The organism is Pseudomonas sp. RSB 5.4, assembly GCF_037126175.1.
GTDB classification, from domain to species: domain Bacteria; phylum Pseudomonadota; class Gammaproteobacteria; order Pseudomonadales; family Pseudomonadaceae; genus Aquipseudomonas; species Aquipseudomonas fluorescens_H.
In genome coordinates, this window is sequence record NZ_CP146986.1 from 5,611,643 (window position 1) to 5,633,834 (window position 22,192).

The 22,192-nt window shown below is 60.4% G+C and carries 22 protein-coding genes; 13 read left to right on the top strand and 9 right to left on the bottom strand.

All coding sequences use genetic code 11. From position 1 onward, the window contains the following. Positions 1–11: 11 nt before the first annotated feature. The 6 genes from V9L13_RS25185 to V9L13_RS25210 form a co-directional block, all read right to left on the bottom strand. Positions 12–1,505 carry an RNA polymerase factor sigma-54 gene (locus V9L13_RS25185; RefSeq protein ID WP_201135790.1) on the bottom strand — a complete coding sequence of 498 codons (1,494 nt, stop codon included), beginning with the start codon at positions 1,503–1,505 and terminating at the stop codon, positions 12–14. Positions 1,506–1,691: 186 nt separating this feature from the next. Beyond that, positions 1,692–2,417, bottom strand: coding sequence for an LPS export ABC transporter ATP-binding protein (lptB, locus tag V9L13_RS25190; RefSeq protein ID WP_003221693.1), 726 nt, complete (start codon positions 2,415–2,417; stop codon positions 1,692–1,694). Beyond that, positions 2,417–2,965, bottom strand: coding sequence for a lipopolysaccharide transport periplasmic protein LptA (lptA, locus tag V9L13_RS25195; protein WP_201135789.1), 549 nt, complete (start codon positions 2,963–2,965; stop codon positions 2,417–2,419). Before lptA ends, lptB begins: the two co-directional genes overlap by 1 nt. Further along, a complete protein-coding gene (gene lptC / locus V9L13_RS25200) occupies positions 2,952–3,524 on the bottom strand; it encodes an LPS export ABC transporter periplasmic protein LptC (RefSeq protein WP_103485944.1) in 573 nt (190 codons plus the stop codon). The genes lptA and lptC overlap by 14 nt, the downstream gene beginning before the upstream one ends. Positions 3,525–3,532: 8 nt before the next feature. Further along, positions 3,533–4,057: an HAD family hydrolase gene (locus V9L13_RS25205; protein ID WP_003221699.1), complete on the bottom strand. Its 525-nt coding sequence runs from the start codon at positions 4,055–4,057 to the stop codon at positions 3,533–3,535. Further along, a complete protein-coding gene (locus V9L13_RS25210; RefSeq protein ID WP_103520210.1) occupies positions 4,057–5,031 on the bottom strand; it encodes a KpsF/GutQ family sugar-phosphate isomerase in 975 nt (324 codons plus the stop codon). Before V9L13_RS25210 ends, V9L13_RS25205 begins: the two co-directional genes overlap by 1 nt. A 275-nt stretch (positions 5,032–5,306) precedes the next feature. Between V9L13_RS25210 and V9L13_RS25215 the strand changes: the two genes are divergently transcribed. The 10 genes from V9L13_RS25215 (at position 5,307) to hisC (ending at position 13,271) form a co-directional block, all read left to right on the top strand. Then, positions 5,307–6,116: an ATP-binding cassette domain-containing protein gene (locus V9L13_RS25215; protein WP_003221703.1), complete on the top strand. Its 810-nt coding sequence runs from the start codon at positions 5,307–5,309 to the stop codon at positions 6,114–6,116. Beyond that, positions 6,116–6,913 (top strand): lipid asymmetry maintenance ABC transporter permease subunit MlaE, encoded by a 798-nt coding sequence (gene mlaE, locus V9L13_RS25220; RefSeq protein WP_003221704.1) that lies wholly within the window; start codon positions 6,116–6,118, stop codon positions 6,911–6,913. Before V9L13_RS25215 ends, mlaE begins: the two co-directional genes overlap by 1 nt. After that, entirely contained in the window at positions 6,913–7,380 is a 468-nt protein-coding gene (gene mlaD / locus V9L13_RS25225; RefSeq protein ID WP_007967220.1) for an outer membrane lipid asymmetry maintenance protein MlaD, read from the top strand. The genes mlaE and mlaD overlap by 1 nt, the downstream gene beginning before the upstream one ends. Before the next feature lie 11 nt (positions 7,381–7,391). Further along, on the top strand, positions 7,392–8,045 hold the full coding sequence (locus V9L13_RS25230) for an ABC transporter substrate-binding protein (RefSeq protein ID WP_226500637.1): 654 nt from the start codon (positions 7,392–7,394) through the stop codon (positions 8,043–8,045). Next, the gene (locus V9L13_RS25235; protein WP_338800827.1) at positions 8,042–8,347 is read left to right on the top strand and encodes an STAS domain-containing protein; all 306 of its coding nucleotides are present in this window, start codon (positions 8,042–8,044) and stop codon (positions 8,345–8,347) included. The genes V9L13_RS25230 and V9L13_RS25235 overlap by 4 nt, the downstream gene beginning before the upstream one ends. Before the next feature lie 116 nt (positions 8,348–8,463). After that, positions 8,464–8,703, top strand: coding sequence for a BolA family protein (locus tag V9L13_RS25240; protein WP_003221710.1), 240 nt, complete (start codon positions 8,464–8,466; stop codon positions 8,701–8,703). Between the two features lie 22 nt (positions 8,704–8,725). Then, positions 8,726–9,991 (top strand): UDP-N-acetylglucosamine 1-carboxyvinyltransferase, encoded by a 1,266-nt coding sequence (gene murA, locus V9L13_RS25245; RefSeq protein WP_045122295.1) that lies wholly within the window; start codon positions 8,726–8,728, stop codon positions 9,989–9,991. Positions 9,992–10,117: 126 nt separating this feature from the next. Further along, on the top strand, positions 10,118–10,753 hold the full coding sequence (gene hisG / locus V9L13_RS25250) for an ATP phosphoribosyltransferase (protein ID WP_003221711.1): 636 nt from the start codon (positions 10,118–10,120) through the stop codon (positions 10,751–10,753). 125 nt (positions 10,754–10,878) lie between these two features. After that, complete coding sequence (gene hisD, locus V9L13_RS25255) at positions 10,879–12,216, top strand: histidinol dehydrogenase (RefSeq protein WP_003221712.1); 1,338 nt, start codon at positions 10,879–10,881, stop codon at positions 12,214–12,216. A gap of 2 nt (positions 12,217–12,218) precedes the next feature. Then, complete coding sequence (gene hisC, locus V9L13_RS25260; protein ID WP_338800828.1) at positions 12,219–13,271, top strand: histidinol-phosphate transaminase; 1,053 nt, start codon at positions 12,219–12,221, stop codon at positions 13,269–13,271. Positions 13,272–13,393: 122 nt separating this feature from the next. Here the strand turns inward: hisC and algW are convergent, their stop codons facing one another. Next, on the bottom strand, positions 13,394–14,548 hold the full coding sequence (gene algW, locus V9L13_RS25265; RefSeq protein WP_045122296.1) for a Do family serine endopeptidase AlgW: 1,155 nt from the start codon (positions 14,546–14,548) through the stop codon (positions 13,394–13,396). 103 nt (positions 14,549–14,651) lie between these two features. Between algW and V9L13_RS25270 the strand changes: the two genes are divergently transcribed. The 3 genes from V9L13_RS25270 (at position 14,652) to cysN (ending at position 18,492) form a co-directional block, all read left to right on the top strand. Beyond that, positions 14,652–15,410, top strand: coding sequence for a Nif3-like dinuclear metal center hexameric protein (locus V9L13_RS25270; protein ID WP_003221714.1), 759 nt, complete (start codon positions 14,652–14,654; stop codon positions 15,408–15,410). A 256-nt stretch (positions 15,411–15,666) separates the two neighbouring features. Next, the gene (cysD, locus tag V9L13_RS25275; protein WP_003221715.1) at positions 15,667–16,584 is read left to right on the top strand and encodes a sulfate adenylyltransferase subunit CysD; all 918 of its coding nucleotides are present in this window, start codon (positions 15,667–15,669) and stop codon (positions 16,582–16,584) included. 9 nt (positions 16,585–16,593) lie between these two features. After that, complete coding sequence (cysN, locus tag V9L13_RS25280; protein WP_338800829.1) at positions 16,594–18,492, top strand: sulfate adenylyltransferase subunit CysN; 1,899 nt, start codon at positions 16,594–16,596, stop codon at positions 18,490–18,492. Positions 18,493–19,165: 673 nt separating this feature from the next. Here cysN and V9L13_RS25285 read toward each other — a convergent pair. Next, on the bottom strand, positions 19,166–20,071 hold the full coding sequence (locus tag V9L13_RS25285; protein ID WP_003221717.1) for an acyltransferase: 906 nt from the start codon (positions 20,069–20,071) through the stop codon (positions 19,166–19,168). Further along, on the bottom strand, positions 20,072–22,171 hold the full coding sequence (gene pta / locus V9L13_RS25290) for a phosphate acetyltransferase (RefSeq protein ID WP_338800830.1): 2,100 nt from the start codon (positions 22,169–22,171) through the stop codon (positions 20,072–20,074). It lies immediately after the preceding gene. Between the last annotated feature and the right edge of the window lie 21 nt (positions 22,172–22,192).

Consider the following 22,192-nt stretch of genomic DNA (forward strand, 5'->3'; position numbering starts at 1 on the left):
TGTAACGTGGCTTACATCAACCGCTTGCGTTCGCTCGAAGGCGCGATCCCGAGGGATTCGCGGTACTTGGCGACGGTGCGGCGAGCCACCTGAATGCCTTGTGCCTCCAGTAAACCAGCGATCTTGCTGTCACTCAACGGCTTTTTCTGATTTTCCGCCGCAACCAGTTTCTTGATGATCGCGCGAATCGCCGTGGACGAGCATTCGCCGCCTTCGGAGGTGCTGACGTGGCTGGAGAAAAAGTATTTCAGTTCATAAATGCCCCGTGGGGTATGCATGAATTTCTGGGTAGTGACGCGGGAAATCGTCGATTCGTGCATACCAACCGCCTCGGCGATGTCGTGCAGGACCAACGGCTTCATGGCTTCGTCGCCGTACTCCAGGAAACCGCGCTGATGCTCGACGATCTGGGTCGCCACTTTCATCAGGGTTTCGTTGCGGCTTTGCAGGCTCTTGATGAACCAGCGCGCTTCCTGCAACTGATTGCGCATGAAGGTGTTATCGGCGCTGGTATCGGCGCGACGGACAAAACCGGCGTACTGTGCGTTGACCCGCAGACGGGGCACCGACTCCTGATTCAGCTCGACCAGCCAGCGTTCGTTGTCCTTGCGCACAATGACGTCCGGCACCACGTACTCGGCTTCAGTCGATTCGATCTGCGAGCCCGGGCGCGGATTCAGGCTCTGCACCAGTTCGATGACCTGACGCAGCTCATCTTCCTTGAGCTTCATACGCCGCATCAGCTGGCTGTAGTCGCGGCTGCCGAGCAGATCGATGTAATCGCTGACCAGACGCTTGGCTTCGTTCAGCCACGGAGTCTTGGCCGGGAGCTGGCGCAGTTGCAGCAACAGGCATTCGCCGAGGTTGCGGGCGCCGATGCCGGCGGGTTCGAACTGCTGGATGCGGTGCAGGACGGCTTCGATCTCGTCCAGCTCGATGTCGAGTTCCGGATCAAAGGCGTCGAGAATTTCTTCGAGGGTTTCGTCGAGGTAGCCCTGATTGTTGATGCAATCGATCAGGGTCACGGCGATCAGGCGGTCGGTGTCGGACATCGGCGCCAGGTTCAATTGCCAGAGCAAATGGCTCTGCAGGCTTTCCCCGGCAGAGGTGCGGGTGGTGAAGTCCCACTCGTCGTCATCGCCGCTGGGCAGGCTGCTGGCGCTGGTCTGGTAGACATCTTCCCAGGCAGTGTCGACCGGCAGCTCGTTGGGAATGCGCTCGTTCCATTCACCTTCCTCCAGGTTGTCCACCGTCGGGGCGGTTTCCTGGTATGACGGTTCCTGAATGTCGGTGTTGGGCTTTTGTTCGGCGTTGTCGGCCAAAGGATCGGAGTTGTCGAAGTCGTCGCCTTCTTCCTGGCGTTCGAGCATCGGATTGGATTCCAGGGCCTCCTGGATTTCCTGTTGCAGGTCCAGGGTCGACAATTGGAGCAGGCGGATGGCCTGTTGCAGCTGCGGTGTCATCGTCAGCTGCTGGCCCATTCTCAAGACTAGCGATGGTTTCATGGCAGGGGCTTAACACCTTATTCGCCGGCGCGCATGCGCCATCCACTACAGGGCGCCGAAGCGCCAAACTTAAGCAAATTATATGCCTGAAACTGTCGTGTTTGCCTAGAGCGCTGTAACAATAAAAGCGTATAAAAGCCTGCTTCATCGATACAGCACCCGGAGGCTGGTCAAGTGCCTTGGTGCTTACAGGCGGAACTCGTGGCCCAGATACACTTCCTTCACCAGATCGTTGGCAAGGATGGTCGCAGCATCGCCTTCGGCGATCAGTTGACCGTCGTTGACGATGTAGGCGGTTTCGCAGATATCCAGGGTCTCACGCACGTTGTGGTCGGTGATCAGAACACCGATGCCCTTGGCCTTGAGGTGGTGGATGATCTGCTTGATGTCGCCGACCGAGATCGGGTCAACACCGGCGAACGGTTCGTCGAGCAGGATGAATTTCGGTGCGGTCGCCAGTGCGCGGGCGATTTCCACCCGGCGGCGTTCACCACCGGACAGGCTCATGCCGAGGTTGTCGCGGATGTGGCTGATGTGGAATTCCTGCAGCAGGCTTTCCAGTTCCTTGCGACGACCGGCCTTGTCGAGTTCCGCGCGGGTTTCGAGGATGGCCATGATGTTATCGGCCACCGACAGTTTGCGGAAGATCGACGCTTCTTGCGGCAGATAGCCGATACCGGCCTTGGCGCGGCCGTGCATCGGCTGATGGCTGACGTCCAGATCATCGATCAACACGCGGCCCTGATCGGCCTGCACCAGGCCGACGATCATATAGAAGCAGGTCGTCTTGCCGGCGCCGTTCGGGCCGAGCAGGCCAACGATCTGGCCACTGTCGATCGACAGGCTGACGTCGCGCACAACCTGGCGGCTTTTATAGGCCTTGGCCAGGTGTTGAGCTTTCAGAGTTGCCATTACTGGGCCTTTTTCTCGTCGTTTTTCGGCTTCGGCTGGATCACCATGTCGATGCGCGGACGCGCCTCGGTGACCTTACTGCCGGTAGCGCGGCCGGCGCTGGCCAGTTTTTTCACCGTGTCATAGACGATTTTTTCGCCCTGAGTGGTGTTGTTGTCCTTGTCGACAACCTTGGCCTTGTCGATCAGCACGACGCGATTCTGCTGCGCGTGATACTGGATGGTCACGCCCCAGCCCTGCACAGGTTTTTTGTCGCCGGCAGTCTGCAGCTGTTCGAAGTAGGCGAGGTTGCCGACTGAGGTCACCACGTCGATATCACCGGTCGGGGTGCGAGTCAGGGTCACGGTATTACCGGTCACCTTCATCGAGCCCTGGGTAATGATCACGTCACCTTTATAGGTGGCAACGCCATTCTTGTCGTCCATCTGGGCATCGTCGGCCTGAATGCGAATGGGCTGCTCTTGATCGTTCGGCAGAGCCCAGGCGCTCACGCTTCCCAGTGCTGCGCCCAGACTGAGCAAAATAGGGAGGGTTTTAACGAGCCTCATACTGTCCTCTTACGTTAGATAGCAGGTGTATCCTGCTTTCCTTCAAATACGCCTTCATTCCCACGCCAGTCGATACACCCCCAGCGCCGTCGATTCTAACGGGTTGCGCGGTCTGCGCATATTGCTGCTGCGGGAACACTGTCATGCGTGTGCTGGTGATCAAGGTGTCGCGGTTCTTTTCGTCAGTACGCTTGACGCGTACGGAATCGATCAGTTCGACCTCGGTGCCGCCTGAATTCACTTCACCGCGCTCGCTGGTCACGTGCCACGGAAACTCGGTGCCGCGGAACATGTTCAGGTCGGGTTTGGTGACAAGCGTCACATCCGTCGCTTTCAGATGCTCGGCCTTGTCCGACGTCATCTCGTATTGCAGCTTGCCGTCCGGGAGGTACTGAAAGGTGTGGGTATTGGTGGCGTACCAGTCGATGGCAGTGTCTTCGGCCTTGGCTGCAGGCTTGTCGAGAAAGCGTTCCGGACTGATATTCCAGTAGCCGACCGCTGCAAACATGGCAGCGATACAGCCGAACAGCAGGAAGTTGCGAAATTTTTTGCTAAACATGATTTGGCTCACAGGTACGCGGCGTTGGCCGCATCGAGGCGGCCCTGGGCGCGCAGGATCAATTCGCAGAATTCGCGGGCGGCACCTTCGCCACCACGGGCCCGAGTGACGCCATGGGCGTGTTCGCGCACGAAATCGGCAGCATTGGCGACGGCCATGCCCAGACCTACGCGGCGGATCACCGGCAGGTCAGGCAAGTCGTCACCGAGGTAGGCGACCTGTTCATAGCTTAGGCCCAGTTGCTGCAGAAGACCGTCCAGAACCACCAATTTGTCTTCGCGGCCCTGAAACAGATGCGGGATGCCGAGGTTCTTCGCTCGACGCTCAACCACCGGCGTCTTGCGGCCACTGATGATGGCCGTCTCGACACCAGCATTCATCAGCATCTTGATGCCTTGGCCGTCGAGGGTGTTGAACGTCTTGAATTCGCTGCCGTCTTCAAGGAAGTACAGGCGCCCGTCGGTGAGGACGCCGTCGACGTCGAACACTGCCAGTTTGATCGCTTTGCCGCGTTGCAGCAGATCGCTTGTCATTACATCACTCCTGCACGCAGCAGATCGGAGAGGTTGAAGGCGCCAATCGGGCGATCTTCTTCGTCCACGACCACCAGTGCGTTGATTCGGTGGTCTTCCATGATTTTCAGCGCTTCGGCGGCGAGCATCTCGGGCCGTGCGGTCTTGCCGTGTGCGGTCATGACCTGGTCGATGGTGGCGCTGCGGATGTCGATGCTGCGATCCAGGGTGCGGCGCAGGTCGCCGTCGGTGAAGATCCCGGCCAGCTTGCCATCGGCTTCAAGGATGACGGTCATGCCCAGACCCTTGCGGGTCATTTCCATGAGCGCGTCCTTGAGCAGGGTGCCGCGTTGTACCTGCGGCAGCTCTTGCCCAGCGTGCATGACGTTTTCCACTTTCAGCAGCAGGCGTCGACCCAAGGCACCGCCCGGGTGGGAAAAAGCAAAATCTTCGGCGGTGAAGCCACGCGCTTCCAGCAGCGCCACGGCCAGGGCATCGCCCATGACCAGCGCTGCGGTGGTCGAGGAAGTCGGCGCCAGGTTCAGCGGGCAGGCTTCGTGCTCGACGTGAACATTGAGATTGACTTCGGCGGCCTTGGCCAACGGCGACTGCGGATTGCCGGTCAGGCTGATCAACTGGATACCCAGGCGCTTGATCAGGGGCAGCAAGGTGACGATTTCGTTGGTCGAGCCGGAGTTGGAGAGGGCGAGAATCACGTCGTCACGGGTGATCATGCCCATGTCGCCATGACTGGCTTCGGCCGGGTGGACGAAAAATGCCGGGGTGCCGGTGCTGGCCAGGGTCGCGGCAATCTTGTTGCCGACGTGCCCGGATTTGCCCATGCCGACCACGACCACACGGCCTTTGCTGGCCAGAATCATCTCGCAAGCGCGTACGAAATCGGCGTCGATATGGGGCAACAAGCCTTGTACGGCTTCCACTTCGAGGCGGATGGTGCGTTGTGCCGATTGAATCAGGTCGCTGGATTGGCTCATGTCAGAAATCGTATAGCCCGATGAAAAGGCGGCGATTATAGCGGTTATGTTGAAAAGCCTCACGCAAGTTCGTTGTGCTTTGTCATTCCTCGTAACCAAAACCCTGAAAAAGCGCGGCCGCGCCTGTCATATCGCTGAACACAGGGGGGCATGGGCCTTGGGCGCTTGGCCTTTGCAGTGATATAGTTCGCCGCCAGTTCGGCCTGCCCGGGAGGTATGTGCTTTCTGCGGAAAGCCAGGCGTCCGAGTGAGAGGCTGCATCGCAAGGAGTTTAGATGAGTGCCGATAACGCCTACGCGGTCGAGCTGAAGGGAGTCTCCTTCAAGCGCGGTGCGCGCAGCATTTTCAATAACGTCGATATTCGCATCCCGCGTGGCAAGGTTACCGGCATCATGGGACCTTCCGGGTGCGGCAAGACCACTTTGTTGCGCTTGATGGGTGCACAGTTGCGTCCTTCCAGCGGCGAAGTCTGGGTCAACGGCCAGAACCTGCCGACGCTGTCGCGCAGTGATCTGTTCGATGCGCGCAAGCACATGGGCGTGCTGTTTCAGAGCGGCGCGCTGTTTACCGATCTCGATGTCTTCGAGAACGTCGCTTTCCCCCTGCGCGTTCATACCCAATTGCCGGACGAAATGATCCGCGACATCGTTCTGCTCAAATTGCAGGCGGTCGGTCTGCGCGGCGCCATCGAGCTGATGCCCGACGAACTGTCCGGCGGCATGAAGCGTCGCGTGGCGCTGGCCCGGGCAATTGCGCTCGATCCGCAGATTCTAATGTACGACGAACCTTTCGTCGGTCAGGACCCGATCGCCATGGGCGTGCTGGTACGCCTGATCCGTCTGCTCAACGATGCGCTGGGGATCACCAGTATCGTGGTCTCCCACGATCTGGCCGAAACCGCGAGCATCGCTGACTACATCTATGTAGTGGGTGATGGTCAGGTGCTGGGGCAGGGCACGCCGGACGAGTTGATGAATTCGGATGAGCCGCGTATTCGCCAGTTCATGACCGGCAACCCCGATGGCCCGGTGCCGTATCATTTTCCAGCGACGGATTACCGCGCAGATCTTCTGGGGAAGCGCTGATGCGCAGAATTTCATTAATAGAACGCGTACGCCGTTTCGGCGAGGCGGCGATCGACGCCGTTGCGGTGTTTGGTCGTGCGACCCTGTTCCTGTTCCACGCCCTGCTCGGTCGTGGCGGCATCAGCGGCGGTTTTGGCCTGTTGGTCAAGCAGCTGCATTCGGTTGGCGTCATGTCGCTGGTGATCATCGTCGTGTCCGGGATTTTCATCGGCATGGTGCTGGCGCTGCAGGGCTTCAGTATTCTGTCGAGCTACGGTTCGGAGCAGGCGGTGGGACAGATGGTGGCCCTGACGTTGCTGCGTGAACTGGGTCCGGTGGTGACCGCCTTGCTGTTTGCCGGGCGTGCCGGTTCGGCGCTGACCGCGGAAATTGGCAACATGAAGTCCACCGAGCAGCTTTCCAGCCTGGAAATGATCGGTGTCGATCCGCTCAAATACATTATTGCCCCGCGTCTGTGGGCCGGTTTCATTTCCCTGCCGGTGCTGGCGATGATTTTCAGCGTGGTGGGGATCTGGGGCGGTTCGTGGGTGGCTGTCGACTGGCTTGGCGTGTATGAAGGTTCCTACTGGGCGAACATGCAGAACAGCGTGAACTTCACCAGCGATGTGCTCAACGGCGTCATCAAAAGTATCGTTTTCGCCTTCGTCGTGACCTGGATCGCCGTATTCCAAGGCTATGACTGTGAGCCCACTTCCGAGGGCATCAGTCGCGCCACCACCAAGACCGTGGTATTCGCCTCGCTGGCGGTACTGGGCCTGGACTTTATTCTGACCGCTTTGATGTTTGGAGATTTCTGATGCAAAACCGCACCCTGGAAATCGGTGTCGGCCTGTTCCTGCTGGCAGGGATCCTGGCCTTGTTGCTGCTTGCCCTGCGGGTCAGTGGCCTGTCTCCGACTTCGACCACCGACACCTATAAACTGTATGCCTACTTCGACAATATCGCCGGTTTGACGGTCAGAGCCAAAGTGACCATGGCCGGTGTGACCATCGGCAAGGTCACGGCCATCGATCTGGATCGCGACAGCTTCACCGGGCGGGTAACCCTGCAAGTGGATAAAAAGGTCGACAACCTGCCGACCGACTCCACAGCGTCTATCCTGACCGCTGGCCTGTTGGGCGAGAAGTACATCGGTATCAGCGTGGGCGGGGAAGACACCCGTCTGAAGGATGGTGGAACCATCCACGACACGCAGTCGTCTCTGGTACTGGAAGACCTGATCGGTAAATTCCTGCTCAATACCGTTAGCAAAGACGCCAAATGAGGAGCTTTTGAATGATCTCTACCTTGCGACGTGGCCTGTTGGTGTTGCTCGCGACACTGCCACTGCTGGCTAACGCTGCGCCTGGACAGTCGGCGCACGATCTGGTTCAGGACACCACGAACCGGATGCTGGCCGACCTGTCGGCCAATAAAGAGAAGTACAAGAAGGATCCGCAGGACTTCTACACGGCGCTGAACACCATTGTCGGTCCCGTGGTGGATGCCGAGGGCATTTCCAAGAGCATCATGACCGTCAAGTATTCGCGCAAGGCCACGCCTGCGCAGATGCAGACGTTCCAGGAAAACTTCAAACGTGGTCTGTTCCAGTTCTATGGCAACGCTTTGCTCGAGTACAACAACCAGGGCATTACCGTTGATCCTGCCAAGGATGAGTCCGGCGATCGCACCAGCGTCGGCATGACCGTCAAGGGCAACAACGGCGCGGTCTATCCAGTGCAATACACGCTGGAGAAGATCAACGGCGAGTGGAAGCTGCGCAACGTGATCATCAACGGTATCAACATCGGCAAGCTGTTCCGTGACCAGTTCGCCGATGCGATGCAGCGCAATGGCAACGATCTGGACAAGACCATCAATGGTTGGGCCGGTGAAGTGGCCAAGGCCAAGGAAGAAACCGACAAAGCTGCCGCGAAGCCAGCGCAATGAGTGAGGCGGCAATACGTATGAGTGACGTCGACGAGCTATTGCTCAGTGGAGTACTGGATTACCGCACAGGCCCCGACCTGCGCAAGGAAGGCCAGGCGCTGATCAAGTCCAGCAAGGCGTCGTCGCTGGTCATCGATTGCTCGGCAGTGAAGAAGTCCAGCAGCGTCGGCTTGTCCCTGCTGCTGTGCTTCATGCGCGATGCCCAGGCGGCCGGCAAGGTTGTCAGCATCCGCGCGATGCCGGAAGACATGCGCGAAATCGCTCAGGTCAGTGAGCTGACCGAGTTGCTGGCGCACCCCTGAACCCGCATCGATAAAAAAGCCCCCCGTCAGAGTCCTGCCAATGCGGGGTTCGCAGGCGCGGGGCTTTTTTGTATGATGTCCGACCCGTGCGCACAGGGCGCCGATTGAGGTTGAGCATGCAGGCCGTAGAAGTGAAGAGCTTCCTTGAAGGGAAGCTGCCAGGAACGCAGGTGGAAGTCGAAGGCGAAGGCTGCAACTTTCAGCTGAACGTGATTAGCGATGAACTGGCGGCGTTAAGCCCGGTCAAGCGTCAGCAGAGCATCTATGCCCATTTGAACCCGTGGATCGCCGATGGCAGCATCCATGCGGTCACTATGAAATTTTTCAGCCGCGCGGCCTGGGCCGAGCGCACCTGAGCCCAAGGGCGTCGAGATTCTTATGGATAAATTGATTATTACCGGTGGCGTTCGTCTTGATGGCGAAATCCGTATCTCCGGGGCGAAGAACTCCGCCCTGCCGATTCTGGCTGCCACCCTGCTGTGCGATGGCCCGGTGACCGTTGGCAACCTGCCGCACCTGCACGACATCACCACCATGATCGAGCTGTTCGGTCGCATGGGCATCGAGCCTGTGATCGACGAGAAACTCAGCGTCGAAATCGATCCACGCACCATCAAGACCCTGATCGCACCGTACGAACTGGTGAAAACCATGCGTGCCTCGATCCTGGTACTGGGCCCGATGGTTGCGCGTTTCGGCGAAGCCGAAGTCGCCCTGCCTGGCGGTTGCGCCATCGGTTCGCGTCCGGTCGACCTGCACATCCGTGGCCTCGAAGCCATGGGCGCGGTGATCGACGTCGAAGGCGGCTACATCAAGGCCAAGGCGCCTGAAGGCGGCCTGCGCGGCGCCAGCTTCTTCTTCGATACCGTCAGTGTGACCGGTACCGAAAACATCATGATGGCAGCTGCCCTGGCCAAGGGCCGCAGCGTCCTGCAGAACGCCGCGCGCGAGCCTGAAGTGGTTGACCTGGCGAACTTCCTCAACGCCATGGGCGCCAAGGTTTCCGGCGCCGGCACCGACACCATCACCATCGATGGCGTCGAGCGTCTGGGGTCGTGCTTCTACAAGGTCATGCCTGACCGTATCGAAACCGGCACCTACCTGGTGGCCGCTGCGGTCACCGGTGGCCGCGTGAAGGTCAAGGACACCGATCCGACCATCCTCGAAGCCGTTCTGGAAAAGCTCCGTGAAGCCGGCGCTGAAGTCACCAGCGGTGAAGACTGGATCGAGCTGAACATGCACGGCAAGCGCCCGAAAGCGGTCAACGTGCGCACCGCGCCGTACCCGGCGTTCCCGACCGACATGCAGGCACAGTTCATCTCGCTCAACGCGATTGCCGAAGGCACCGGCGCAGTGATCGAGACGATCTTCGAAAACCGTTTCATGCACGTCTACGAACTGCACCGCATGGGCGCCAAGATCCAGGTCGAAGGCAACACTGCGATCGTCACCGGTACTGAAGTCCTGAAGGGCGCGCCAGTGATGGCCACCGACCTGCGTGCTTCGGCCAGCCTGGTGATCTCGGCACTGGTGGCCGAAGGCGACACCCTGATCGACCGCATCTACCACATCGACCGTGGTTACGAGTGCATCGAGGAAAAACTGCAGATGCTGGGCGCCAAGATCCGTCGCGTTCCGGGCTAGTAGCTGCACTGGGCACAGGGAAGTGTCCACTGAATTCGTTTCGAGTCGAGCCGGTATCCGGCTCGATGTGTGTCCGGCGCCGATTGCGACCGGACATGAGTACCTTGATAAGGACTGACGTTTCCCATGTTGACCATCGCACTGTCCAAGGGCCGCATCCTTGACGACACCCTGCCGCTTCTCGCTGAAGCGGGCATCGTGCCGACCGAGAATCCGGACAAGAGCCGCAAGCTGATCATCCCCACCACTCAGGATGACGTACGTCTGTTGATCGTGCGTGCCACCGACGTGCCGACCTATGTCGAGCATGGCGCGGCCGATCTCGGCGTCGCCGGTAAAGACGTGTTGATGGAATACACCGGCCAGGGCCTGTACGAGCCGCTGGATCTGCAGATTGCCCAGTGCAAGCTGATGACCGCCGGCAAGATTGGCGCGGCCGAGCCCAAGGGCCGTCTGCGCGTGGCGACCAAGTTCGTCAACGTCGCCAAGCGTTACTACGCCGAGCAGGGCCGTCAGGTCGACATCATCAAGCTCTACGGCTCGATGGAACTGGCGCCGCTGATCGGCCTGGCCGACAAGATCATCGACGTGGTCGACACCGGTAACACCCTGCGCGCCAACGGCCTGGAGCCTCAGGAACTGATCGCCACGATCAGCTCGCGCCTGGTGGTCAACAAGGCTTCGATGAAAATGCAACACGCCCGAATCCAGGCGTTGATCGATACCCTGCGCAAGGCAGTGGAATCGCGACACCGCGGCTGATGTACCTGCGCGACCTTGAGTCGCGCCCGTCTATCCGCCTCATAGCCAGAATCTCAGGTGCCCAAGCGGAAACGACTGCTAAGTTAGGGCGCCTGAGTTTTTGCCATTCCTATGAGGCTCTCGCTATGACCGCACCGACTGCAATTCGCCGACTCAACGCTGCTGACCCGGATTTCGCGCATCATCTGGATCATCTGCTGAGCTGGGAAAGTGTGTCTGACGACTCGGTCAATCAGCGCGTGCTGGACATCATCAAGGCTGTGCGCGAGCGCGGTGACGCGGCGCTGGTCGAGTTCACCCAGAAGTTCGACGGCCTCGAAGTGGCGTCGATGGCCGACCTGATCCTGCCGCGCGAGCGTCTGGAACTGGCCCTGACTCGCATCACCGTGGCACAGCGCGAGGCGCTGGAAAAGGCCGCGGCGCGGGTGCGCAGCTATCACGAAAAACAGAAACAGGATTCCTGGAGCTACACCGAAGCCGACGGCACCGTGCTCGGGCAGAAGGTCACGCCGCTGGATCGCGCCGGCCTGTATGTGCCGGGCGGCAAGGCGTCGTACCCGTCTTCGGTGTTGATGAACGCGATTCCGGCCAAGGTCGCCGGCGTGACCGAAGTGGTCATGGTCGTGCCGACCCCGCGCGGTGAAATCAATGAGCTGGTGCTGGCGGCGGCCTGCATTGCCGGCGTTGACCGGGTGTTCACCATCGGCGGCGCGCAAGCGGTTGCCGCGTTGGCTTACGGCACCGAAAGCGTGCCACAGGTGGACAAGGTCGTCGGCCCGGGCAACATCTATGTCGCCACCGCCAAGCGTCACGTGTTCGGTCAGGTTGGCATCGACATGATCGCCGGCCCGTCGGAAATCCTCGTGGTCTGCGATGGCCAGACCGATCCGGACTGGATCGCCATGGACCTGTTCTCCCAGGCCGAGCACGACGAAGACGCCCAGGCGATTCTGGTCAGCCCGGACGCCGAGTTCCTCGACAAGGTCGCCGCCAGCATCGACAAACTGCTGCCGACCATGGACCGCGCGACCATCATCGAAACCTCGATCAATGGCCGTGGTGCGCTGATCCACGTGCGTGACATGGCGCAAGCCATCGAAGTCGCCAACCGCATCGCCCCGGAACACCTGGAGCTGTCGGTCGCCGACCCGCAAGCGTGGTTGCCGCAGATCCGTCACGCCGGCGCGATCTTCATGGGCCGCCACACCTCCGAGGCACTGGGCGACTACTGCGCCGGTCCGAACCACGTGCTGCCGACCTCCGGCACCGCGCGTTTCTCCTCGCCGCTGGGTGTGTACGACTTCCAGAAACGTTCGTCGATCATCTTCTGCTCCGAGGCCGGTGCTTCCGAGCTGGGCAAGACCGCTTCGGTGCTGGCGCGCGGCGAATCCCTCAGCGCGCACGCACGCAGCGCCGAATATCGCATTAAAGATGCAGACTTTCTGCAAGGGCAGGGGGAGTGAACATGAGTAAATTCTGGAGCTCGTTCGTCAAGGATCTGGTGCCGTATGTGCCGGGCGAACAGCCGAAGCTGACCAAACTGGTCAAGCTCAATACCAACGAAAATCCCTACGGCCCGTCGCCCAAAGCACTGGCAGCGATGCAGACCGAGCTCAACGACAACCTGCGCCTGTACCCGGACCCGAACAGCGATCTGCTGAAAACCGCTGTCGCCCACTACTACGGCGTGCAGAGCAATCAGGTGTTCCTCGGCAACGGTTCGGACGAAGTGCTGGCGCACATCTTCCACGGTCTGCTGCAACACGAGCAGCCGCTGCTGTTCCCGGACATCAGCTACAGCTTCTATCCGGTGTATTGCGGTCTGTACGGCATCCAGTTCGATGCCGTGCCGCTGGACGCGCAGTTCCAGATCAACCCGGCCGACTACGCCAAACCGAACGGCGGGATCATTTTTCCCAATCCGAACGCACCGACCGGTTGCCTGCTGGCACTGGAAGCGGTCGAGCAGATCCTCAAGGCCAGCCCGGATTCGGTGGTGGTCGTGGATGAGGCCTACATCGACTTCGGCGGCGAAACCGCGATCAGTCTGGTGGATCGTTATCCGAATCTGCTGGTGACCCAGACCCTGTCCAAGTCGCGCTCGCTGGCCGGGCTGCGCGTCGGTCTGGCGGTGGGTCATCCGGATCTGATCGAAGCGCTGGAGCGGATCAAGAACAGCTTCAACTCCTATCCGCTGGATCGCCTGGCGATTGTCGGTGCGGCGGCGGCGTTCGAGGATCGCGAGTATTTCGACAAGACCTGCCGTCTGGTCATCGAAAGTCGCGAATGGGTGATCGCCCAGTTGCAGGCCAAAGGCTTTGAAGTGCTGCCGTCGGCGGCGAACTTCATCTTCGCCCGTCACCCGCAACACGATGCAGCAGGGCTGGCAGCCAAACTGCGCGAGCAGGGTGTGATCGTGCGTCACTTCAAGCAGGAGCGGATTGCCCAGTTCCTGCGGATTTCGATCGGTACGCCGGAGCAGAACCAGGCGCTTATCGACGGCCTCGGCGACCTTTGATACAGCGCTGCCCCCTGTAGGAGTGAGCCTGCTCGCGATAGCGGACGGACATTCAACATTTATGCTGACTGACCCGGCGCCATCGCGAGCAGGCTCACTCCTACATTGTTTTGGGAAGGCGCTTACTCTTCTTCTTTGACCGGCGCCGGCGGCGGACGCAGGCCGATTTCAGCGGTCAGCTTCAGTTCCTTGCCGTTGCGCATGACCTGGATGGTCACCTTGTCGGTCGGCTTGATCCGCGCCACCTGGTTCATTGACTTGCGGCCATCACCGGCCGGTTCGCCGTCGATACTCAGAATCACGTCACCCAGTTGCAGGCCGGCCTTCTGTGCCGGGCCATCGCGGAAGATTCCCGCCACAACAATTCCCGGACGCCCGGACAGGCCAAACGACTCGGCCAGTTCCTGGGTCAGCGGCTGCACTTCAATACCGAGCCAGCCACGAATCACCTGACCGTGCTCGATGATCGACTTCATCACTTCCATCGCCAGTTTCACCGGGATCGCAAAACCGATGCCCTGCGAGCCGCCGGACTTGGAGAAGATCGCGGTGTTGATCCCGGTGAGGTTGCCGTTGGCATCGACCAGTGCGCCGCCGGAGTTGCCCGGGTTGATCGCCGCGTCGGTCTGGATGAAGTCTTCGTAGTTGTTCAGGCCCAACTGGTTACGCCCGGTGGCGCTGATGATGCCCATGGTCACGGTCTGGCCGACGCCGAACGGGTTGCCGATGGCCAGCGCGACGTCGCCGATGCGAATACTGTCGGAGCGGCCGACGGTGATTGCCGGCAGGTTTTTCAAGTCGATCTTCAGTACCGCGAGGTCGGTTTCCGGGTCGCTGCCGATGACGCGGGCGAGGGTTTCACGACCGTCCTTGAGCGCCACCACGATCTGGTCGGCGCCCGTCGTCACGTGGTTGTTGGTCAGAATGTAGCCTTCCGGGCTCATGATCACGCCGGAGCCGAGGCTCGATTCCATGCGTTTCTGCTTCGGCGAGTTGTCACCGAAGAAACGCCGGAACTGCGGATCCTCAAACAGCGGATGCGCCGGTTTGGCGATGACCTTGGTGGTGTAGAGGTTGACCACCGACGGTGCGGCGATGACCACTGCGTCCGCATAGGACACCGGCCCCTGCTGCACGCTGGTGGTTTGCGGGGCCTGTTGCAGGTTGACGTCGAGGCTGGGTAGCCCGACCCACTGCGGGTAACGTTGAATAATCAACAGAGCGATAAGCACACCGGCCAACAGCGGCCAGCCGAAAAAACGCAGCGCCTTGAGCATTAAGCACGTCCTGGAAAAGTTGCAGGCGGGGTCAGACCGCCCATAATGTCGCGCATTATACGAGGCCGCGCGTGCCTCTGAACGGGATATTTAGGAGTCTTTCATGGCCGTCGCCCTCAGCACCCTGGTCGAAGAAGCCGACCGTTACCTCGGCAGTGCGAAAATCGCCGATTACTGCCCCAACGGCCTGCAGGTCGAAGGCCGTCCGCAGGTGATGCGTATCGTCAGCGGCGTGACTGCCAGTCAGGCGTTGCTCGATGCCGCGGTGGAAGCCGAGGCCGATCTGGTGCTGGTGCATCACGGCTATTTCTGGAAGGGCGAGAACCCGTGCATCACCGGCATGAAGCAGCGGCGCCTGAAGACGCTGCTCAAGCACGACATCAGTCTGCTCGCCTATCACCTGCCGCTGGACCTGCATCCGGAAGTCGGCAACAACGTGCAACTGGCGCGTCAGTTGGACATTACCGTCGAAGGGCCGCTGGACCCGGACAATCTGAAGATTGTCGGGCTGGTCGGCTCGTTGAATGAGCCGATGACCCCGCGTGATTTCGCGCGCAAGGTTCAAGAGGTCATGGGCCGCGAACCGCTGCTGGTCGAAGGCAGTGCGATGATCCGTCGGGTCGGCTGGTGCACCGGTGGCGGGCAGGGCTATATCGACCAGGGCGTAGCGGCGGGTGTTGATCTGTTCCTCAGCGGTGAAGCCTCCGAGCAGACTTTTCACAGCGCTCGGGAAAACGACATCAGCTTTATCGCCGCCGGCCACCATGCCACCGAGCGCTATGGCGTGCAGGCGCTGGGCGATTATCTGGCGAAGCGTTTTGCCCTCGAACACATCTTCATCGACTGCCCGAACCCGATCTGAGACTAAACATCTGTCCAGTGTGGGAGGGGGCTTGCTCCCGAAAGCGGTGTGTCATTCAACAATGATTTTGACTGATCCTCCGCCTTCGCGAGCAAGCCCGCTCCCACAGGAACAGCGTTTCACGGCCGAACTGGTGGGCATATTCATATGCCCTTTCGATCTAGTAGGCGTCCTGATTAGAAGAGGTCGCTGTGCTAGGATTCCCCGCTCGAACACGGCCCGCTGGCCGTTCATAAGAAAGCTTTCGTGAGTAGCCATGGTCGACAAACTGACGCATCTGAAACAGCTGGAGGCGGAAAGCATCCACATCATCCGCGAGGTGGCCGCCGAGTTCGACAACCCGGTGATGCTGTACTCCATCGGTAAAGACTCCGCCGTGATGCTGCATCTGGCACGCAAGGCGTTCTTCCCGGGCAAACTGCCGTTTCCGGTGATGCACGTCGACACTCGCTGGAAATTCCAGGAGATGTACAAGTTCCGCGACAAGATGGTCGAAGAGCTGGGCCTGGACCTGATCACTCACATCAACCCCGATGGCGTGGCGCAGAACATCAATCCGTTCACCCACGGCAGCGCCAAGCACACCGACATCATGAAGACCGAGGGCCTGAAGCAGGCACTCGACAAGCATGGTTTCGACGCCGCGTTCGGCGGTGCCCGTCGCGATGAAGAGAAGTCCCGCGCCAAGGAGCGTGTGTACTCGTTCCGCGACAGCAAGCATCGCTGGGACCCGAAGAACCAGCGTCCGGAGCTGTGGAACGTCTACAACGGCAAGGTCAACAAGGGCGAATCCATTCGTGTATTCCCGTTGTCGAACTGGACCGAACTGGACATCTGGCAGTACATCTACCTCGAAGGCATCCCGATCGTGCCGCTGTACTTCGCCGCCGAGCGTGAAGTGATCGAGAAGAACGGCACGCTGATCATGATCGACGACGACCGTATCCTCGAACACCTGTCCGACGAGGACAAGGCACGCATCGTCAAAAAGAAAGTGCGTTTCCGTACCCTTGGCTGCTACCCGTTGACGGGCGCGGTGGAGTCCGAGGCTGAAACCCTCACGGACATCATTCAGGAAATGCTCCTGACGCGAACTTCCGAGCGCCAGGGCCGGGTCATCGACCACGATGGCGCAGGCTCGATGGAAGACAAGAAACGTCAGGGTTATTTCTAAGGGGTTGTCATGTCGCACCAATCTGATTTGATCAGCGAGGACATCCTCGCCTACCTGGGCCAGCACGAGCGTAAAGAGCTGCTGCGCTTTTTGACCTGCGGTAACGTCGATGACGGCAAGAGCACCCTGATCGGGCGCCTGCTGCACGACTCCAAGATGATCTACGAAGATCACCTGGAAGCCATCACCCGCGATTCGAAGAAAGTCGGCACCACCGGTGACGACATCGACCTGGCATTGCTGGTCGACGGCCTGCAGGCCGAGCGTGAACAGGGCATCACCATCGATGTCGCCTACCGCTATTTCTCCACCGCCAAGCGCAAATTCATCATCGCCGACACCCCAGGCCATGAGCAGTACACGCGCAACATGGCCACCGGTGCGTCCACCTGTGACCTGGCGATCATCCTGGTCGACGCCCGTTACGGCGTGCAGACCCAGACCCGTCGCCACAGCTTCATCGCCTCGTTGCTCGGCATCAAGCACATCGTCGTCGCCATCAACAAGATGGACCTGAAGGACTTCGATGAAGGCGTGTTCGAGTCGATCAAGGCCGACTACCTGAAGTTCGCCGAAGGCTTGAAGATGAAGCCGACCAGCATGCACTTCGTGCCGATGTCTGCCCTCAAGGGTGACAACGTGGTGAACAAGTCCGAGCGCTCGCCTTGGTACAAAGGCCAGTCGCTGATGGAAATCCTCGAGACCGTGGAAGTGGCGGGCGACCGCAACTTCACCGATCTGCGTTTCCCGGTGCAGTACGTCAACCGTCCGAACCTGAACTTCCGCGGTTTCGCTGGCACCCTCGCCAGTGGCATCGTGCACAAGGGCGACGAAGTGGTGGTTCTGCCGTCGGGCAAGAGCAGTCGCGTCAAATCCATCGTCACCTTCGAAGGTGAGCTGGAGCAGGCCGGCCCGGGTCAAGCGGTGACGCTGACTATGGAAGACGAAATCGACATCTCCCGCGGCGACCTGCTGGTGCATGCCGACAACGTGCCGCCGGTCACCGACAGCTTCGAAGCGATGCTGGTGTGGATGGCTGAAGAGCCGATGCTGCCGGGCAAAAAATACGACATCAAACGTGCGACCAGTTATGTGCCGGGCTCGATCGCCAGCATCGTCAACAAGGTCGACGTGAACACCCTCGAAGAAGGCCCGGCGAGCGCGTTGCAGCTCAACGAAATCGGCAAGGTGAAGATCGCGCTCGACGCGCCGATCGCCCTCGAGGGTTACGACAGCAACCGCACCACTGGCGCGTTCATCGTCATCGATCGTCTGACCAACGGCACCGTCGGCGCCGGCATGATCATCGCTCAGCCAGTGGCTCACGGGACTGCCTCGCACCACGGCAAACTGGCTCACGTTGCCACTGAGGAACGTGCCCAGCGCTTCGGCCAGCAGCCGGCTACCGTGTTGTTCAGCGGTCTGTCGGGCGCGGGCAAGAGCACGCTGGCCTATGCGGTCGAGCGCAAGCTGTTCGACATGGGCCGTGCGGTGTTTGTGCTGGATGGTCAGAATCTGCGTCACGACCTGAACAAGGGGCTGCCGCAGGATCGTGCTGGCCGCACCGAGAACTGGCGGCGTGCCGCGCATGTGGCGCGTCAGTTCAACGAGGCCGGTCTGTTGACCCTGGCGGCGTTTGTTGCGCCGAGTGCTGAAGGTCGCGAACAGGCCAAGGATCTGATCGGTAAGGAGCGTCTGCTGACGGTTTATGTGCAGGCTTCGCCGGCGGTGTGTGCCGAGCGTGATCCGCAGGGCTTGTATGCTGCGGGTGGCGATAATATTCCGGGTGAGTCGTTCCCGTATGACGTGCCGCTGAATGCTGATCTGGTGATCGACACGCAGTCGTTGTCGTTGGAAGAAAGCGTTAAGCAAGTGCTGGATCTGCTGCGTCAGCGTGGAGCGATTTAAGCGTTAGCTGGAAATGAAGAGCCCGTGGATGAGTGATCATCGGCGGGCTTTTTTATTGGGGGGTATTTGGTTTTTGGCGGTGGCGGCCTTTGGGCCGACCATGCTCTTGGATTTTGGGTGTATATCCGTTGCTGCGGTAACGGCTGCTTGGGGTTCCGCCCTTACGGCGGGTCACTTTTTCCAGACGCCGAAAAAGTAACCAAAAAGGCTTGCTCCTGCGTTCGGCCCGCTCGCTGGGGCTCGGGGTCCCTTCGCTGCGGGATTGATCCGGGGGCAGCGCCTCCGGTTTGCTTCGCTGCACCTCCTCTCGCTGTGTTTGGCTGCGCCAAACGGTCGCTGCGCTCCCACCCCCGGATCAATCCCTCCGCTCAGCCTTCCGATGTCGCCTGTGGATCAAGATCAAGATCAAGAGCGACAGCCGAGCTTGCGCTCATCCTGGAGTGGGGCGGCATGCGCCGCGTGCGGGTTGTAATTATCTTCCCTGTAGGAGCTGCCGCAGGCTGCGATCTTTTGATCTTGATTTTGTGGGAGCTGGCTTGCCAGCCGACCAATCCCTAACTGAATGCACCTCATCCAATTGTAGGAGTGAGCCTGCTCGCGATAGCGGTATGTCGTTCAACATGGGGAGTGGCTGATCCACCGCTATCGCGAGCAGGCTCGCTCCTACAGGGGATTAACGTTTGTCTGCGAATTCGCGGTGCATCTGTTCCAGCAGCGCATCCTTGTCCTGCCACAGCTGGTTGATCCAGCCCTGGAATTGCAGGCGATATTCGCCGTCCTGGTCGTAGTTCTTGCCGATGAATGCCGGGGGGATTTTCAGTTCTTCAAAGTGCACCACCACGTCGCGCACGTTGCCGCACAGCAGATCCCAGAAACCCGGGCGCCCGCCCGGGTAGTGAATGGTTACGTTGACGATCGATTCCAACTGTTCGCCCATGGCATCGAGCACAAACGCGATGCCGCCGGCCTTGGGTTTGAGCAGGTATTTGAACGGTGACTGCTGTTGCGCATGTTTGCCTTCGGTGAAGCGGGTGCCTTCGACGAAGTTGAAAATCCCCACCGGGTTGTTGCGGAATTTCGCGCAGGTCTTGCGCGTGGTTTCGAGGTCTTTGCCTTTCTTTTCCGGGTGCTTCTCCAGGTAGGCCTTGGAGTAGCGCTTCATGAACGGGAAGCCCAGCGCCCACCACGCCAGACCGATCACCGGGACCCAGATCAGCTCCTGCTTGAGGAAGAACTTCAGCGGCTGGATCCGGCGGTTGAGCACGTATTGCAGCACCAGGATGTCGACCCAGCTCTGGTGGTTGCTGGTGATCAGGTACGAGTGTTGGTAGTCCAGACCTTGCAGGCCGCTGATGTGCCAGCGCGTGCGGCGCACCAGGTTCATCCAGGCTTTGTTGTTGCTGATCCACGCTTCGTGGGTGTGGCTCATCAGCCACAGTGAGGCGCGGCGGGCGAGGTCGAAGGGCAGCACTTTGATCAGCGCCACGCAGAACAGGAACGAGCACAGCAGAATCGTATTGAGCGCCAACAGCAGCGCGGCGATTACGCCGCGAATCGGGGCGGGCAGGAAGTCCAGCATTTACACATCCATAGGTCGGTTGGCGGCTTGAATCGCGGTCAGGGCGATGGTGTAGACGATGTCGTCGACCTGCGCGCCGCGCGGCAGGTCGTTCACCGGTTTGCGCAGGCCTTGCAGCATCGGGCCGAGGCTGACGCAGTCGGCGCTGCGCTGCACGGCTTTGTGGGTGGTGTTGCCGGTGTTCAGGTCGGGGAAGACGAACACCGTGGCGCGACCGGCCACCTGGCTGTTCGGTGCCAGTTGCCGGGCGACGTCTGCGTTGGCAGCAGCGTCGTATTGCAGCGGGCCGTCGATCAGCAGCGAGTGCTGTTGCTCGTGGGCGAGCAAGGTGGCTTCGCGGACTTTCTCGACTTCTTCGCCGCTGGCCGATTCGCCGCTGGAGTAACTGATCATCGCCACGCGCGGGGTGATGCCGAATGCGGCAGCCGAGTCGGCGCTTTGCAGAGCGATCTCGGCCAGTTCTGTTGCGCTCGGGTGCGGGTTCATCACGCAGTCGCCGTAGACCAGCACTTCTTCGGGGAACAGCATGAAGAACACCGACGACACCAGCGTGCAGCCCGGTGCGGTCTTGATCAGTTGCAGGGCCGGGCGGATGGTGTTGGCGGTGGTGTTGATCACGCCCGAGACCAGACCGTCGACCTCATTCAGCGCGAGCATCATGGTGCCGATCACCACGGTGTCTTCCAGTTGCTGTTCGGCCATCGGCGCGTTGAGGCTTTTGCTTTTGCGCAGGGCGACCATCGGCTCGATGTAGCGCTCGCGGATCAAATCCGGATCGAGAATCTCCAGCCCCGGCGGCAACTCGATACCTTGCGCGCGGGCCACCGCCTCGACGTCCTCGGGTTTGGCCAGCAAGACACAACGGGCGATGCCGCGCTCCTGGCAGATTGCTGCCGCTTGCACGGTGAGCGGCTCGCTGCCTTCAGGCAGGACGATACGTTTGTTCGCCGACTGCGCCCGTTGAATCAGTTGATAGCGGAATACCGCGGGTGACAGGCGCATTTCCCGCGGGGTGCCGCAGCGCTGATGCAGCCACTTGGCGTCGAGGTGGCTGGCGACGAAGTCGGTGATGATCTCCGCGCGCTCGCGGTCATCAATGGGGATTTCCTTGTTCAGGCCATTGAGCAGGTTGGCGGTGTCGTAGGAGCCGGTGCTCACCGACAACACCGGCAGACCGGCCTGCAACGCGCCACGGCACAAGTCCATGATGCGCGGATCGGGCAGGGTATCGCTGGTCAGCAACAGGCCGGCCAGCGGTACGCCGTTCAACGCCGCGAGGCTGACCGCAAGAATGATGTCGTCGCGGTCACCCGGGGTCACCACCAGCACGCCGGGTTTGAGCAGCTCCACGGTGTTGCGCATGGTACGGGCGCAGATGATGATTTTGGTCATGCGCCGGGTTTCGTAATCGCCGGCGTTGAGCACCTGCGCGCCCATCAGGTCGGCGACGTCACGAGTGCGCGGCGCATTGAGTTCCGGCTGGAACGGAATGCAGCCGAGCAGGCGGAAATCACCGCTGCGCAACAGCGGCGAATGCTCCTTCAGACGTGTGGCGAAGGCGTCCATGCTTTCATCGGTCTTGACCTTGTTGAGGATCACGCCGAGGACTTTCGGGTCTTTCGGGCCGCCGAACAGTTGCGCCTGCAATTCGACGCGGCCGGAGAGTTCGGCGAGCACTTCGTTTTCCGGCGCCGAGACCAGAATCACCTCGGCATCCAGGCTCTTGGCCAGGTGCAGGTTGACCCGCGCGGCGTAACTGGCGCTGCGAGTAGGCACCATGCCTTCGACCACCAGCACGTCTTTACCGATGGCGGCTTGCTGATAAAGGGCGATGATTTCTTCGAGCAACTCATCGAGCTGGCCGTCGCCGAGCATCCGCTCGACGTGGGCCAGGCCCAGTGGCTGCGGCGGTTTCAGGCCGTGGGTGCGCGCCACCAGTTCGGTGGAACGCTCAGGGCCGGTATCGCCCGGATGCGGCTGGGCAATCGGTTTGAAGAAGCCGACTTTCAGACCGGCCCGCTCCAGGGTACGCACCAGCCCGAGGCTGATGGAGGTCAGACCCACGCCAAAATCGGTGGGTGCGATAAAAAAAGTTTGCATGCGGATTCTCTAAGGGTGCAT

What these genes read in the sequence shown, in the direction of transcription:
- V9L13_RS25185 (WP_201135790.1), bottom strand. Translation starts at nt 1,505, where the DNA reads ATGAAACCATCGCTAGTCTTGAGAATGGGCCAGCAGCTGACGATGACA.
- lptB (WP_003221693.1), bottom strand. Translation starts at nt 2,417, where the DNA reads ATGGCAACTCTGAAAGCTCAACACCTGGCCAAGGCCTATAAAAGCCGC.
- lptA (WP_201135789.1), bottom strand. Translation starts at nt 2,965, where the DNA reads ATGAGGCTCGTTAAAACCCTCCCTATTTTGCTCAGTCTGGGCGCAGCA.
- lptC (WP_103485944.1), bottom strand. Translation starts at nt 3,524, where the DNA reads ATGTTTAGCAAAAAATTTCGCAACTTCCTGCTGTTCGGCTGTATCGCT.
- V9L13_RS25205 (WP_003221699.1), bottom strand. Translation starts at nt 4,057, where the DNA reads ATGACAAGCGATCTGCTGCAACGCGGCAAAGCGATCAAACTGGCAGTG.
- V9L13_RS25210 (WP_103520210.1), bottom strand. Translation starts at nt 5,031, where the DNA reads ATGAGCCAATCCAGCGACCTGATTCAATCGGCACAACGCACCATCCGC.
- V9L13_RS25215 (WP_003221703.1), top strand. Translation starts at nt 5,307, where the DNA reads ATGAGTGCCGATAACGCCTACGCGGTCGAGCTGAAGGGAGTCTCCTTC.
- mlaE (WP_003221704.1), top strand. Translation starts at nt 6,116, where the DNA reads ATGCGCAGAATTTCATTAATAGAACGCGTACGCCGTTTCGGCGAGGCG.
- mlaD (WP_007967220.1), top strand. Translation starts at nt 6,913, where the DNA reads ATGCAAAACCGCACCCTGGAAATCGGTGTCGGCCTGTTCCTGCTGGCA.
- V9L13_RS25230 (WP_226500637.1), top strand. Translation starts at nt 7,392, where the DNA reads ATGATCTCTACCTTGCGACGTGGCCTGTTGGTGTTGCTCGCGACACTG.
- V9L13_RS25235 (WP_338800827.1), top strand. Translation starts at nt 8,042, where the DNA reads ATGAGTGAGGCGGCAATACGTATGAGTGACGTCGACGAGCTATTGCTC.
- V9L13_RS25240 (WP_003221710.1), top strand. Translation starts at nt 8,464, where the DNA reads ATGCAGGCCGTAGAAGTGAAGAGCTTCCTTGAAGGGAAGCTGCCAGGA.
- murA (WP_045122295.1), top strand. Translation starts at nt 8,726, where the DNA reads ATGGATAAATTGATTATTACCGGTGGCGTTCGTCTTGATGGCGAAATC.
- hisG (WP_003221711.1), top strand. Translation starts at nt 10,118, where the DNA reads ATGTTGACCATCGCACTGTCCAAGGGCCGCATCCTTGACGACACCCTG.
- hisD (WP_003221712.1), top strand. Translation starts at nt 10,879, where the DNA reads ATGACCGCACCGACTGCAATTCGCCGACTCAACGCTGCTGACCCGGAT.
- hisC (WP_338800828.1), top strand. Translation starts at nt 12,219, where the DNA reads ATGAGTAAATTCTGGAGCTCGTTCGTCAAGGATCTGGTGCCGTATGTG.
- algW (WP_045122296.1), bottom strand. Translation starts at nt 14,548, where the DNA reads ATGCTCAAGGCGCTGCGTTTTTTCGGCTGGCCGCTGTTGGCCGGTGTG.
- V9L13_RS25270 (WP_003221714.1), top strand. Translation starts at nt 14,652, where the DNA reads ATGGCCGTCGCCCTCAGCACCCTGGTCGAAGAAGCCGACCGTTACCTC.
- cysD (WP_003221715.1), top strand. Translation starts at nt 15,667, where the DNA reads ATGGTCGACAAACTGACGCATCTGAAACAGCTGGAGGCGGAAAGCATC.
- cysN (WP_338800829.1), top strand. Translation starts at nt 16,594, where the DNA reads ATGTCGCACCAATCTGATTTGATCAGCGAGGACATCCTCGCCTACCTG.
- V9L13_RS25285 (WP_003221717.1), bottom strand. Translation starts at nt 20,071, where the DNA reads ATGCTGGACTTCCTGCCCGCCCCGATTCGCGGCGTAATCGCCGCGCTG.
- pta (WP_338800830.1), bottom strand. Translation starts at nt 22,171, where the DNA reads ATGCAAACTTTTTTTATCGCACCCACCGATTTTGGCGTGGGTCTGACC.